The following is a 13,500-nucleotide window of genomic DNA, read 5'->3' on the forward strand; positions in this document are numbered from 1 at the left end:
ATCAACCCCGGCGCCCGCTGGCCATTCCTACACCGCCAGCGCGTGTTCGGGCAGGGCCGCCCACGACTCGGCCAGCTTGACGAAGTCCGCGGCCCGGTCGGGCCAGTGGTGGCGCAGCCGGGCCTCGGCGTGCCCGAGCGCCCCCAGGTCGGCCCGCCGCACGGGGTCCTCCTTGAGGTCCAGTACGGCGTCCAGCAGCGCGTCCACGTCCAGGGGCACGACCAGGCCGCAGCCGGTGCCCCTGACCAGCGGGGCGGCCTGCGGGGTGGCGATCACCGGCAGGCCGCGGCCCATGTAGTCGAGGATCTTCGTCGGCGGCTCGGTCACGGCGTCGCCGGCCAGGGACAGCCCGGCCAGAGCGCCCTCGGACATGCGCAGGGCGTGCCGGTTGGGCACGTACCCGAACCAGTCGAGCAGGCCGACGCGCTGGGCGTCGCGCAGCAGCGGGCGCACGTCGCGGTCGGCGCCGCCGATGAGGTCCATCCGGACGCCGTGCGGCGCCAGGCGCTCGGCCAGGGCGATCAGCTCGGCCACGCCGCGGTCGGCCGCCAGGCGGCCGATGTGCACGACCCTGGTGTCGCCGGGAGGAGGCGGGCTGGGCGACACCAGGGTCGCTTCGGGCACCACGGCGGAGGTGATCACGTGGTGCCGCCTCTCCGCGCGTGCCCGCCGCCTGGGGGAGACGTCCTCGCGGACGTCCCAGACGACCGGAGGGCGCCGGTGGGGCAGCACGCGCAGCAGCCGTTGATCATGCACGATCAGCAGGTCGGCGTCCCGCACGCCGCGTCTCAGCGCCGCGCGGGCCTTCCCGTACGGCGCCTGCCGGGCGACGTCGACGGCCGTGAGCCCGACGGCCGGGGTCACGTTGTAATAGGTGAACGGCGCGACGTAGGTCACCTCGTGGCCCGCGTCGAGCAGCGCCCTGATCTGCCGGTGCATGATCCGGGCGTCCTCGGGATGATGGACGGTGGTGGCGACACATGCGCGCATGTGTCGATGCTCCGCGTCTACCAGGTCAAAGGCGTTAACTCAGGTAGAAGTGCCGCTTAACTTCCAGAGGGGCGGCGATAGAGCCAGGTCAGGCGAGGTTCGAGCACCCATTTGAAGACCGTGCGCGTCTCCGGCAGGCACAACACGATCGCCAGCGCGAACGAGCTGCACGCGATGGCGAGCACCCCGAGCGGCCCGTGCAGCCACGGCAGGGCCAGCCAGCCCTGGTCCTTGGCGATCAGCACCGGGATGCCGTGGAGCAGGTAGCAGTAGAGCGTGCGGGTGCCGAGGTCGGAGTACCAGGTCTCGCCGCGCGGCACCAGCGCCAGCACGGCGAAGCTCATCGCCAGGGCGCAGACCAGCAGCCCGGCCTTGAGCAGCAGGCCCATCCACCAGGACAGGTCCATGTCCTGGAAGCTGTTCTTGAAGTAGAACGGGGCGAGCGGCGCCTTGGGCGCGATGACGATGGCCACGGCCGCCGCGCACAGCAGCGTGACGCCCGACGCGATCTTGATCCAGAACTTGTTGAGCATCTCGAAGTGCTCGGGCTGCATCACCAGGCCGATCACGAAGAACGGCAGCAGGCCGAAGAAGCGGTCCATGCTGAAGTCGCCGGTGATCTGCGAGAACCCGGCGAACATGTAGATCACGATGGCGACCGGGACCGGGTGCTTCATCCGCTTCCACACCGGTGTGGACAACCGCCAGAACAGCAGCGCCAGCAGGTACCAGTTGAGCCACGCCGGATCGATGATCGTGAGGCTCCACTTCTGGCCGAGCCCGGCGCGGACGGCGGCGTAGCCGATCTCCACGATCACGTACGGCACGACGAACGTGTCGACGAGCTTGTTCGTCTTCGCGTTCGAGTTCCAGAAGTTCCTGGACAGGTAGCCACTGATCAACACGAACAGCGGCATGTGGAACATGTAGATGTAGATGTAGAGCGCTCTGGAGGAATGGGCCGCGAGCGTGGGCACCAGCGAGTGGCCCAGCGGCACGAGCGCGATCAGGATGAACTTGACGTTGTCGAGGTAGGGGTCGCGCCGGCGCTTGGGCGGCTCGGGCTCCTCGGCGGGCTCCTGCTGCTCGGCGGGACGCTCGGCCGTCGCGATGCCGTGGGGGTCGGTCTGGTTGCCCCAGACGGGCTCCTGGGGCAGGGGCCAGCGAGCTCCAGTGTTCGCCGGCCCACCTTCCTCGCCGGGGCCGTCAGGGCTCCGCGGGGTCGTGACCGGTGGGGAGAACTTTGTGTCAGACACTGGGGAGCTCAGCTTCGCTAGGGGCCGGGGTGCACGACGCAATTCTGACATTTCATACTTACAACCGCCTTAACTGCGGCTGTGTCGCGCTGCGTCGCCGACCCGCAAACATTATCTCGATCTAGTGGTCCCTGTCTCACCAGACGTCCGGTTCCACAGGGAACTTGGAGCCTCAGGTGCACACGTTCTTCTGGTCGGAGGCGGTGATCGTGCTGTTGTTCACGCTGTCAGGAAGCTTGGTCACCTTGACCGACTTGAAGTCCGAGCCCACGACGAGCTGGAGCACCGGAGCGCCCTTTCCGCCGGTTCCGGCGGAAAGGCCGGAGGTGTAGGGCTGCGGGTTGGTCGCGGTGACCTTGCCCGCGGTGGGGGCCGGCTTGGGCAGCACCGCGCCGGACAGCACGGCCGCGTAGTCGGCGCCGGTGGCGGCGCCCTTGGCGTAGTGGATCTCGCTGGCCGGCAGGCTCGCGCCGTCGGCGGCCTGGTAGTTGCCCACGCCGACGACGTTGAAGCCCTGCTTGGCCAGCTCGTCGGCCACCAGGCGGGCCTTGCCCGGCGTGGTGGTGCCGTTGAGCACCTGGACCTTGACCTGCTCGGGCTTCGGGGTGACCTTGGGCTTGGTGGTCGCGCCGGCGCTCGGGGACGGGCTGGGCAGATCGGTGTCGCTGATGACCGAGGCCCACAGCGCGGAGGCGTCGGGCTCCTTCCAGACCACCCGGTTGGGGTCCTGCGGGTCGGGCAGCCACGGGATCGTGGTGAGCTGCACGCCGCCCGCGGTCAGCTCCTTGGCGCTGGTGGCGATGTCGATGAGCTGCTGGGTGTCGTTGGCCAGCTCGGGGTCCATGGTGACCGAGCCCGCCGCCGCCTTGATGAAGCCGGTCAGCTTGCCGATGTCGGTGAGCAGCTCGCTGCTCGTGGCCTTGGCGATGACCTTGCTCAGGAAGATCTGCTGGCGCTTGATGCGCTGGATGTCGCTGCCGTCGCCGTAGTGGCGCAGGCGTACGTAACCGAGCGCCTTCTCGCCGTTGAGCAGGCTCTTGCCCGGAGGCAGGACGAGATGGGACGCCTTGTCGTTGACGCCGGACTTGAGGCAGATCTCGATGCCGCCGAGGGCGTCGACGATGTTCTTGAAGCCGCTGAAGTCGACCTCGACGAAGTGGTTGATGCGGATCTGGGTGAGCGTCTCGATCGTGGAGATCGTGCACGCGATGCCGCCGGAGTTGTACGCCGAGTTGATCATGTCCCGGCGGGGCGGCATCTCGGCCTTGGTGGTCTCGTTCTTGCACTTCGGGATCTGCACCATCGAGTCGCGCGGGAAGCTGATCAGGCGCGCCTTGTCCCGGTTGGGGGAGATGTGCATGACGATGATCGTGTCGGTGCGCTTGCCGCCGGCGTCGGCCGTCCTGGCGATCTGCTGGCCGTATCGGGCGTTGCCCTTGCCCGCGCGGGTGTCGGAGCCGACGAGCAGCACGTTGAGCGCGCCCGTGTCACGCGGACGCGGGTTGATGATGTCCTCTTTGACGCTCTTCTGGGTGATGTTGCCGAAGGCGTCGCGGTAGACGGTGTAGCCGGTCAGCGCGCCGGCGACCATGACCGTGGTGACGGCGATGCTGACCCAGGCCAGCACCCGCATCTTGCCCTGCCCGCCGCCGTCGCCGTCGCCGCGGTGGCCGCGTGCGGGCCGGTCGTCGGGCGGGGAAGGCGGGGAGCCCGCCGCCCGTCGCGCCATCCGGCTGCCCGGAGCGCTGGAGGCGACTCTGGCGTCCTGAACGGACGCGCTCCTGTAGTCACTCATACGCCCCCCAGCCTCGTTCCTTGCGCCAACGCGCCGGCTTGGTCGCTCCGCGCCACGAGATTAGGTCACGTACGGCGTGCCCGGTGCCATGACCGCCGGAAACGACCGTGACCCGGGCGTGATGTTTCCGCGGCACAGCATACTCAGAGCCGGACATTTCGTGGAATATCATTGCCAAAGTCTTTCCCGCTTTCTGACCGTCTCCGCAGGTCAGGCCGGACGCTCAGGGCCCCCGCCAGGCAGGCGAGAGGCGCGGCCGGAAGCACGTACCGGTAGTCGAACTCGGCCACGGCGGGCGGTGTGACGAGTAGCACAACGGCTGCCGACCAGGGCACCAGCCACGCCGGCGGACCGGCGTGACGCAGGCCCCGCGCCCTGCGCACGGCGGCCGCGACGGGCGGCGCGAGCAGGAGCACCAGCAGCACCGGGCCGGGCAGGCGCACCACGCTCTGGTAGCCCCGCAGCCATCCTGCGTAGGGCTCGACGATCTCCGTACCGATCGCACCCTGCTCGTAGAGCTTGGCATAGTCGGCGCCGACCTGCGCGGGATAGCGGCCAGGTGGTCCGGGTGGGGTCACCGGGAACTCGTAGTAGGCGTAGATCTCCGCGTCGGGATAGACCGGACGCCCCCACGCGAACGTGCGGCCCAGCTCGGACAGCACCGAGCCGGCGTAGTCGAGCGGCTGGCTGGTGACGGCCAGGGTCGCGAACCTGGAGGCCAGGTCGTCGTTCGCCTTCGAGAACGTGATCCCGGGCAGCTTCACCAGCGGCGAGTCCTTGCTCCAGATGTACTCCTGCGACGGCGGGCGCAGCTCCGGCGGACGGGGGTCGCACAGGACCCGCAGGTCGGCCGGCGGGTCCATCTTGGCGCAGTCGGCGAAGGACATCGTGCGGGCGTAGAGGAAGACGCCGTTCGCGCCCACCAGGCCGACGCGGTGGTTGGCGGCGTAGAACCAGGCGCCGTAGGCGACCACCGGGACCAGCGCGGCGGCGAGCAGCACCCCGGCCAGGCCCACGCGCCTGCGCAGCACGAACCACGCGGCCAGGACGACGATGAGCGGCTGGCCGACGGTCCTGGTCAGGGTGGCGGCGGCCAGCAGCAGGCCGATGGCGGCGACGGTGGAGGGCCTCTCGGTCAGGCTCAGCGCCACGGCGGCCACGATCAGGAACAGGAACAGCGTGTCGGAGACCAGCAGGTGCTCCAGCTCGACCTGGTACGCGTCCAGCAGCACGGGGACGGCCGCGAGCGTGCGCGCCCAGCGGGGGGCCCGGCGCGCGGCCACGTAGACGATGACGCCGGTGGCCAGGCCGAGCAGGTGTTGCGCGGCGGTGACCGCCCAGAAGCCGTGGAACGGTTGCAGGAGCTTCAGGAACATCGAGTAGCCCGCCGGGCGCACCAGGTCGGGGCGTGGGTGGAAGACGGTGACGATGTAGGTGTAGGAGTCGGGGAACCACAGGGCCGGGCGGTAGCCGAGCATGGCGAGCGCGCGCAGCGCCGCGCCGACCGCCAGCACACCCGCGAACCAGCCGTGCCGCCGCCACCAGCCGGGCTCCTTGGCCCAGGAGGCGATCCGCCGCCAGGTGTGGGGTGCGCCGTCCCGGGCTGGGGCTCCCGCACCCGGCCCCGGCTTCACCTGCGCGTCATCCCGCTCCTCCTGCACCTCGCGTACGCTACCCGCGTTTCCGTGGACGCCGTGACTCCGGCGTTGGATACGCTCGCTCACCGATGGAACGTGATCGATCGGGCCGTGTACTGGCCGCGCTGTCGGTGTCGCCCGCCCTCGCCGTGGCGGGCTGGCTGCTCGTGGGCCTGCCGCTGCTGCTGGCCGGCCGGTTCGCGCCGCTGCCCGCGCTGCTGCTCGGGGTGACCGCGGCGGCGCTGTTGTGCTGGGCGGGCACGCGCGGCGTCCGGCGCGGGGCGCGTGGCGCGGGCCAGGGCGTCCAGGCCACGCCGTGGCAGGTGGCCGGGGTCCTGGCGGTGGCCGCCGGGTCGGGCGTGTTCAACGTCGTCATGCACTCCGAGCAGCTCCTCGTCCGGCGCGACCCGGCGACCTACGCCCAGTACGCGGCCTGGATCGCCGGGCACGGCTCGCTGCCGATCCCCGACCAGGCCGCGGCGTTCGGCGGCCACGACCCTTCCCTGTACTTCGACAGCGTCGGCACCTACCCGGTGGACGGCGGCGTGGTGCCGCAGTTCATGCCGGGGCCGCCGATGTTGTTCGCGATCGGCGACTGGCTGGGGGCGCCGTTCGCGGTGCCGGCCGTGCTGGGGGCGCTGGCCGTGCTGACGGTGGCCGGGGTGGCGGCGCGGCTGGCCGGCGGGCGGTGGGCGGTGCTCGCGGCGGCGGCGTTCGCGGTGAGCCTGCCGATCCTCTACACCTCGCGCACGACGTTCAGCGAGATCCCGTCGCTGATCCTGCTGTTCGGCGGCCTGGCGCTGGCGCAGGACGCGATCGAGGCCGAGCGGCCCGGCTGGCGGCAGGGGCTGCCGGCCGGGCTGGTGCTGGGGCTGGCCGTGCTGGTCAGGGTCGACGGGCTGCGCGACGTGCTGCCGGTGCTGGCGTACGCGGGGCTGCTGATCGCGATGCGGCGGTCGGGCAGGCCGCAGGGGGCGGTGGGGGTGCCGCTGCTGGCCGGGCTGGTGGCGGGGGCCGGGCTGGGGCTGGTGGCGGCGTACGCGCTGGCCCGGCCGTACCTGGAGTATCTGTCGGGTTCCGTCCGGCCGCTGCTGGTCATCTGCGCGGTCGTGCTCGTGCTCACTCCGATCGGTGTGGCGGCCACGCCCGTCCTGGCCAGGATCCGGCCGCCGCGGTGGCTGCCGGCGGCGGGGGCCGCGCTGGTCGTGCTGGTCATGGCCGCCCTGTACGCCCGTCCCTGGTTCCAGACCGTGACCAGGAAGGCCACGAACGTCGACGACGCCCGCACGGCCGAGTTCATCGCCCAGACCCAGCAGGCCAACGGCCTGCCCATCCAGCCGGAGCGGCTGTACTTCGAGTACTCACTCCACTGGGTCACCTGGTACATCGGCATCCCGGCCGTCGTCCTGGCCACGGTGGCGGCGGCCGTGCTGCTGCGCAGGCTGCTGCGCGACGGCAGGCCGTTCGTCTGGCTGCTGCCGCTGGCGGTGATCGGCTGGACGACGGTCACCACGCTGCTGCGCCCCGAGATCACCCCCGACCAGCCGTGGGCCTCGCGGCGGCTGGTCCCGGTCGTGATCCCCGGGCTGATCGTGCTGGCGGTGTGGGGGCTGGGCTGGTTGCGTGAGCGGTCGTGGCCGCGCGAGCCGGTACGGCGGTGGGCGACGGTCGCGGGGGTGCTGCTGGTGCTCGCGCCGCCGGTGGTGACCTCGATCGGCACCGCGTTCACGCCGGTCGAGCGGGGGGAGGCGGCGGCGGTCCGGACGATGTGCGCGGCGATCCCGCCCAAGGCGTCGGTGTTGTTCGTCGAGCGGGTGACCGGCGACCGGTTCACCCAGCTCGTCCGCGGGATGTGCGGCCGTCCGGCGGCGCAGGTGACGCGGCCCCCGACGCAGGACCTGGCGGAGGAGCCGGCGGTCCGGGCGGCCGTCGAACGGGTCAGGGCGGCCGGCCGGGTGCCGGTCGTGCTCGCCGCGGACCCCGCCCAGGTCGCCCCCTACGGAACCCCGCGCCAGATCATGGGCCTGGTGACCCGCCAGGACGAGCGCTCGCTCGTGGATCCGCCCGACGGCACGTGGTCTCTGCGGGTGAACGTGTGGATGGCGGTGGGTTGACCCCGGTCCGGGAAGATCGCGATAGTTCTGGACATGTCTGACACCGACGAGCTGTCGTTCGGCGACGACCGGGAGCCCTGGTTACGGCCCTGGATCAGAGCCCACCAGAGGACGGCGGCGGTGATCGTGACGGCCGTCCTGGTGGTGGCGGTGCTCGGCGGGGGCGGCTGGTTCCTGTACCGGCGCTCGCTCCTGCCCTCACCTCCTCCCGTCGGCGCGCTGCCCGTCGTGGACGGCTTCACCGTCACGCTGTGCACCGAGGGGACCCAGGGCTGCCCGGAGGGGACCGCCGAGCGGGTGCTGGCGCTGGTCCGGCAGATTCCCGAGGCGGTCGCGCCCACGCTGGTGCCCGCCGACGAGATCGAGCGGCGCTGGGCCCAGAAGGTGATCATCGACGAGGGGCTGGCCAAGCCCCGCGAGGCGAGCTGGATCCCGCAGATCGAGGCCGGGCTGCGCGGCCCGGCCGACTACGGCGCCGTCCGGCGGCGGCTGGCCGGAGAGCCCGGCATCCTGGTCATGCCCCGGATGCCCGGTTTCTGGGAGGGCAAGGCCGACCTGAGCGTCGTGATGTGCAGCCGCCGGCGGCAGTACCCCGCCTGCCGGGCCGCGGCGACCGAGGCCCAGCGCGACGCGGTCGTGGCGCGGCTGCGCGAGCTGGACGGCGTGGATGAGGTGTTCCTTCAGGACAAGCCGTTCGGCCTGCGCCTTTCCCGGCTCTACCAGGGCGACGTGCCGGCTCTCACGCTCGACGCCGTCTCCGAGGTGTTGTGCGTACGGTTCGACGACCCGGCGAGGGCCAAGGCCGTCGGTCAGGAGATGCTCAGGATGCCCGGCGTAGGATGGTCGCAGCTGATCAAGTGAGTCTGAAGCCCGTCGATGTGGACTCGGCTTCCAGCGGGGCAGAGTACCCTCGACCCCCGTGAGCACGCTTGAGACCCCCAAGAGTGGACCTGCCGTGGAAGAAGCGCCGTACGTCACGATCGTCCTGCCCTGCTACAACGAGCAGGACCACGTCATCGACGAGGTCGAGCGCATCACGCGGGCGATGGACTCCAGCGGCTACACCTACGAACTGGTCGCCGTCGACGACTGCTCGACCGACCAGACCCTGGCCCGGCTCAAGGAGGCCGCGCCCGACTATCCCCACCTGCGCATCCGCGCCTTCCACCGCAACGGCGGCTCCGGCACCGTGCGCCGGATCGGCACGCAGGAGGCCAAGGGCGAGATCGTCGTCTGGACGGACGCCGACATGACCTACCCCAACGAGCGCATCCCCGAGCTGGTGCAGATCCTGGAGAAGGACCAGACGGTCGACCAGGTCGTCGGCGCGCGCACCAGCGAGGAGGGGTCGCACAAGATCCTGCGGGTGCCGGCCAAGTGGGTGATCCGCAAGGTGGCCGAGAAGCTCGCCGGGCAGAAGATCCCCGACCTCAACTCGGGCCTGCGCGCCTTCCGCAAGTCGGTGGCCCGGCCGTACCTGCGGCTGCTGCCGCCCGGGTTCTCGTGCGTCACGACGATCACGCTGTCGTTCCTGTCGAACCAGCACGACGTCTACTACCTGCCCATCGAGTACGCCAAGCGGGCCGGCAAGTCGAAGTTCAGCTTCGTCTCCGACGCCTACCGCTACATCCTGCAGGTGCTGCGGATGATCATGTACTTCAACCCGCTCAAGGTGCTCATGCCGCCCGCGCTCTGGCTGGTGGCGATCGGCATGGTGAAGGGCGTCTGGGACATGATCCGGCAGCCGTTCTACTTCCCGGCCAACACGGTCATGATCTTCCTGTCGGGCCTGCTGATCGGCTCGGTGGCGCTGCTGGCCGACCTGATCGTGCGGTCGCGGGGGGAATAGCGCGTGCGCATCGCGATCGTCGGCCCGACCTACCCGTACAAGGGGGGCGGGGCGCAGCACACCACCGAGCTGGCGCACCGGCTGGCGGCCCAGGGCCACGACGTGGTGATCGAGTCGTGGCGGGCCCAGTACCCGTCGTTCCTCTACCCGGGGCAGCAGACGATCTCCGAGCCCGAGGGCACGCCGTACCCGAGGACCGCGCGGCGGCTCGACTGGCGGCGGCCCGACGGGTGGTTCGCGGCGGGGCGGCGGCTGCGCACGGCCGACCTGGTGGTGCTGGCGGTGCTGAGTCCTGTGCAGGTTCCTCCGTATCTGGGGATCCTGTCCGGTATCGGGCGGAAGGTCCGGACGGTCGCGCTCTGCCACAACGTGCTGCCGCACGAGCGGAAGCCGTACGACCAGCCGCTGATGAAGGCGCTGTTGCGGCGGGTCGACGGCGTGCTGGCCCACTCCGAGCAGCAGGCCGAGCTGGCCAGGGGGCTCGCGCCGGGCAGGCCGGTCGGGGTGGCGGGGCTGCCGCCGCATCTGCCGTCCACGTCGGCCGAGCAGTCCAGTGGGGTGCGCGGGCGGTTGCTGTTCTTCGGGATGGTGCGCCCGTACAAGGGGCTCGACCTGCTGTTGCGGGCGTTGCCCGAGGGCGTCTCGCTGACCGTCGCGGGCGAGTTCTGGGGCGGGCTCGACGACACGAAGGCGCTGATCGACGAGCTGGGCCTGGCCGACCGGGTCGAGCTGCGGCCCGGGTACGTCCCCGCCGCCGACGTGCCCAAGCTGTTCGCCGCGGCCGACGCGCTGGTGCTGCCGTACCGGAGCGCGACCGCCAGCCAGAACGTCTGGCTCGGCCACGAGCACGGCGTGCCGGTGATCGCCACCCGGGTGGGCGCGCTGGCCGACCACGTGACCGACGGCGTCGACGGCCTGCTGGTCGAGCCGGGCGACGCCGGGGCGCTGCGCGCGGCGATCGAGCGCTTCTACGCCTCGGGCGAGCCGGAGAGGTTGCGGTCGGGGGTCAAGGCGGTCGATCCCGAGCCGTTCTGGGCCGCGTACGCGGGCGCGCTGCTCGCGCTCTGACGGCCGAGCACGAACGCGACCCCCGCGGCGACCGCGTCGGCCAGCGTGAACGCCAGCCGCGACACGATCGCCACCGCGATGGCCGGGGCGGTGCCGATGACCGGCCCGAGCACCAGCACGAGCGCGCCCTCCCGCACGCCCACCCCGGCGGGCACCACGAAGGCCAGGATGCCGGTGCACCAGGCGAACGCGTACGCGCCGGTCGACACGAGGTAGAGGTCGGGGCGGCCGGACAGCAGCCAGGTGTGCAGGCCGTAGACGAACCAGCCGAGCGCCGTCCAGGCGACCGTGACGACGACCGTGCGGCCGGGCAGCACGCTCTCCAGCGGTTCCTTGCGGGCGATGCGCAACGCCAGGTTGAGCCCCCAGGTGAGCACCTTGGGATGCAGGCACACGATGATCACCGGCACCAGCAGCACGACGTACCAGGCCCGGCGGACGGCCTCGTGCGAGCTCAGCGTGGCGGCGGCGATCGAGATGCCGACGCCCAGGTTGACCACCAGCCCGAGCGAGATCGTGGCGAACGTGCGCCGCGGCGGGCTCCCGTGGTCGCGCCCGAGGTCCATCATGGCCGCGTACGCCCACACCGCGCCCGGGATGTACTTGCCGAGCTGTCCCACGAACATGATCCGCCCGGCCACCCGCAGCGGCAGCCGCGTGCCGAGCCCCGCCATGATCTGCCGCCAGGCCACCAGCATGCAGACCTGTCCGGCCAGCACCGCCCCGAACGCCCCGAGCACCGCCCACGGCGACAGCCTGGTCAGGGCCTGCGTCGTGTCGTGCCAGTTCCTCGCCAGGCCGTAGCCGAGGAAGGCGAGGGCGACCAGCGCGAGCAGGACGCGCAGCAGGCGGCGCAGCATCAGGCCAGGCTACGCGGGAGCCCGGGCGGAGAGCCAGCAGGCCGGGCAGGTCGCGCAGAGCCGGCCTGCCGGGCGGTCGTGGAGAGCCGGCATGTCGGGCAGGTCAGCGTACCGGGGCCCGCGGCGCGGGTACTGTTGGGCGGCGTGGGCAAGCAACGCGTCGCGCAGCTCGAGTACTCCGAATTCCAGTCGGCCATGCTCGACGAGGACAAACGCCGCCGCAAGGCCGCGAAGATCATCGCCGTGCTGGAGCACTTCCAGGGGCCGCTCGGCGGGCTGACCGTGGGAGATGTCGGCTGCTCGGCCGGGTTCATCGCCGACGAGCTGGCCCAGGCCGGGGCCAAGCACACGCTGGGCATCGACATCGACGTGCCGGGGTTGCGCAAGGCCGCCGACCGGTTCGGCGAGCGGGTGGCGTTCGTCTGCGGCGACGGCACGGCGCTGCCCTTCCCCGACGGGTCGATCGACGTGCTGGTGTTCAACCACATCTATGAGCACGTGGTCGACCCCGACGCCGTGGTGGCCGAGATGCACCGCGTGCTGTCCGACGACGGGGTGCTCTACCTCGGGCTCGGCAACCGGCTCGGGGTCGTCGAGCCCCACTACAAGCTGCCGTTCCTGTCGTACCTGCCGCCCGCGCTGGCCGACCGCTACGTGCGCGCGTCCGGGCGGGCCGACCACTACTACGAGCGGTTCAGGACGCGGCGGGGGCTGCGCAAGATGTTGCGGGCCTTCCACGTCTGGGACTACACGTTCCCGGTGCTGGCCACGCCGACCAGATTCGCCGGCTCCGAGCTGTTCCCCGGCCTGCCCGGGCGGCTGGTCAAGGCCGTGCTGGCGCGCGTCCCGCGCGAGGTGCTGCGGCTGCTGCTGCCCGTCGTGCCGACGTACCTGTGGGTGGCCACCAAGACGCCGCGCAGGCCCGCGGGGCCGGCGCTGCCGCAGCCGCCCGAGCGGGTCCTGCCGCTGTGAGCCTCGTGGAGGAGACCGGCGCGAGCGCGATCCCCAAGCGGTCGCTGCCGCGCCGGCTGCTGCGCTTCGGCTTCCTGGCCGTCGCGCTCGCCTTCGGCGCGTGGGCGGTGGCCAGGCAGTGGGACGCCGTGGTGGCCGGGTTCGCCCGGCTGTCGTGGCCGGCGCTGGCCGGGTCGCTCGTCGCGGTGGTCGCCGCGCTGCTCGGGGCCATGCTCACCTGGCGCACCCTGCTGGCCGACCTGGGCTCGCCGCTGCCGCTGCGGCCGGCCGCCAAGGTGTTCTTCGTCGGCCAGCTCGGCAAGTACATCCCCGGCGCTGTCTGGCCGGTGCTCGCCCAGATGGAGATGGGCCGCGACCTGGGCGTGCCGCGCCCGCGCAGCGCCACGGCGTTCTTCCTGATGATGCCCGTCCAGATCGCCAGCGGCCTGCTCGTCACGCTGGTCACGCTCGGCTGGCACCGGTTCGGCTGGGTGCTGCTGTTCATCCCGCTGCTGCTGGTGCTGCTGGAGCCCAAGGTCGTCAACGGCGTGATCGGCTTCGGCCTGCGCAAGCTCGGGCGGGAGCCCCTGGAACGTCCGCTCACCCGTCGCGGCATGCTCACCGCGCTCGGCTGGGCGCTGGCCGGCTGGACGGCCTACGGCGTGCACTTCTTCTTCATCGCCCCGCAGGGCGGCCTGCTGTTCGCCGTCGGGGCCTTCGCCCTGTCGTGGTGTCTGGGCATCGTGACCTTCGTCGTGCCGGCGGGGGCCGGGGTGCGCGAGGCGGCGATGGTGGCGGTGCTCGCCCCCGTGCTCGACAGCGGCGCGGCCATCGCGGTGGCCCTCTGCTCCCGCATCGTCATCGTCATCGGGGACCTGATCTGCGCGGGCTTGGCGGGAATCGCCTCACGTCGCGACTCGGTGTGATTTGCCCCACGATTTGGGGGAGGGTGGTCATAAGCTGAATCGAAGAGGGGGCCC

General features: G+C 71.6%; 11 protein-coding genes. 6 read left to right on the forward strand and 5 right to left on the reverse strand.

The window, feature by feature from the left end; genetic code table 11:
- Nucleotides 1-27 precede the first annotated feature (27 nt).
- From ABZ815_RS27285 to ABZ815_RS27300, 4 genes are all read right to left on the reverse strand, one after another.
- Nucleotides 28-990 carry a glycosyltransferase gene (locus tag ABZ815_RS27285; RefSeq protein WP_357702656.1) on the reverse strand — a complete coding sequence of 321 codons (963 nt, stop codon included), beginning with the start codon at nucleotides 988-990 and terminating at the stop codon, nucleotides 28-30.
- A gap of 56 nt (nucleotides 991-1,046) precedes the next feature.
- Nucleotides 1,047-2,246: an acyltransferase family protein gene (locus tag ABZ815_RS27290; protein WP_357702658.1), complete on the reverse strand. Its 1,200-nt coding sequence runs from the start codon at nucleotides 2,244-2,246 to the stop codon at nucleotides 1,047-1,049.
- A gap of 172 nt (nucleotides 2,247-2,418) precedes the next feature.
- Entirely contained in the window at nucleotides 2,419-4,041 is a 1,623-nt protein-coding gene (locus ABZ815_RS27295; protein ID WP_357702660.1) for an LCP family protein, read from the reverse strand.
- A gap of 143 nt (nucleotides 4,042-4,184) precedes the next feature.
- Nucleotides 4,185-5,702, reverse strand: coding sequence for a hypothetical protein (locus tag ABZ815_RS27300; RefSeq protein WP_357702662.1), 1,518 nt, complete (start codon nucleotides 5,700-5,702; stop codon nucleotides 4,185-4,187).
- Nucleotides 5,703-5,767: 65 nt separating this feature from the next.
- On the opposite strand from ABZ815_RS27300, the gene ABZ815_RS27305 reads away from it, so the two are divergent.
- Genes ABZ815_RS27305 through ABZ815_RS27320 form a run of 4 tightly spaced genes read left to right on the forward strand, consistent with a single transcriptional unit; the run spans nucleotide 5,768 to nucleotide 10,709 of the window.
- Complete coding sequence (locus ABZ815_RS27305; protein ID WP_357702664.1) at nucleotides 5,768-7,792, forward strand: glycosyltransferase family 39 protein; 2,025 nt, start codon at nucleotides 5,768-5,770, stop codon at nucleotides 7,790-7,792.
- Between the two features lie 33 nt (nucleotides 7,793-7,825).
- Complete coding sequence (locus ABZ815_RS27310) at nucleotides 7,826-8,653, forward strand: hypothetical protein (protein WP_357702666.1); 828 nt, start codon at nucleotides 7,826-7,828, stop codon at nucleotides 8,651-8,653.
- Nucleotides 8,654-8,711: 58 nt separating this feature from the next.
- Entirely contained in the window at nucleotides 8,712-9,641 is a 930-nt protein-coding gene (locus ABZ815_RS27315) for a glycosyltransferase family 2 protein (protein ID WP_357702668.1), read from the forward strand.
- Between the two features lie 3 nt (nucleotides 9,642-9,644).
- Nucleotides 9,645-10,709 (forward strand): glycosyltransferase family 4 protein, encoded by a 1,065-nt coding sequence (locus tag ABZ815_RS27320; protein ID WP_357702670.1) that lies wholly within the window; start codon nucleotides 9,645-9,647, stop codon nucleotides 10,707-10,709.
- Here the strand turns inward: ABZ815_RS27320 and ABZ815_RS27325 are convergent.
- Complete coding sequence (locus tag ABZ815_RS27325; RefSeq protein WP_357702672.1) at nucleotides 10,610-11,569, reverse strand: lysylphosphatidylglycerol synthase transmembrane domain-containing protein; 960 nt, start codon at nucleotides 11,567-11,569, stop codon at nucleotides 10,610-10,612. The genes ABZ815_RS27320 and ABZ815_RS27325 overlap by 100 nt on opposite strands.
- 144 nt (nucleotides 11,570-11,713) lie before the next feature.
- Here ABZ815_RS27325 and ABZ815_RS27330 point away from each other — a divergent pair, with 144 nt between their 5' ends.
- Nucleotides 11,714-12,541, forward strand: a complete 828-nt coding sequence (locus tag ABZ815_RS27330) for a methyltransferase domain-containing protein (protein WP_357702674.1) — start codon at nucleotides 11,714-11,716, stop codon at nucleotides 12,539-12,541.
- On the forward strand, nucleotides 12,538-13,446 hold the full coding sequence (locus tag ABZ815_RS27335) for a lysylphosphatidylglycerol synthase domain-containing protein (protein WP_357702676.1): 909 nt from the start codon (nucleotides 12,538-12,540) through the stop codon (nucleotides 13,444-13,446). Before ABZ815_RS27330 ends, ABZ815_RS27335 begins: the two co-directional genes overlap by 4 nt.
- The last annotated feature ends 54 nt before the right edge of the window (nucleotides 13,447-13,500 follow it).

The organism is Nonomuraea sp. NPDC047529, assembly GCF_040642995.1.
Taxonomy (GTDB): domain Bacteria; phylum Actinomycetota; class Actinomycetes; order Streptosporangiales; family Streptosporangiaceae; genus Nonomuraea.

Excerpts from the sequence above, each read along its gene's own strand:
- ABZ815_RS27305 (WP_357702664.1), top strand. The coding sequence starts at position 5,768 with ATGGAACGTGATCGATCGGGCCGTGTACTGGCCGCGCTGTCGGTGTCG.
- ABZ815_RS27295 (WP_357702660.1), bottom strand. The coding sequence starts at position 4,041 with ATGAGTGACTACAGGAGCGCGTCCGTTCAGGACGCCAGAGTCGCCTCC.
- ABZ815_RS27310 (WP_357702666.1), top strand. The coding sequence starts at position 7,826 with ATGTCTGACACCGACGAGCTGTCGTTCGGCGACGACCGGGAGCCCTGG.
- ABZ815_RS27325 (WP_357702672.1), bottom strand. The coding sequence starts at position 11,569 with ATGCTGCGCCGCCTGCTGCGCGTCCTGCTCGCGCTGGTCGCCCTCGCC.
- ABZ815_RS27285 (WP_357702656.1), bottom strand. The coding sequence starts at position 990 with ATGCGCGCATGTGTCGCCACCACCGTCCATCATCCCGAGGACGCCCGG.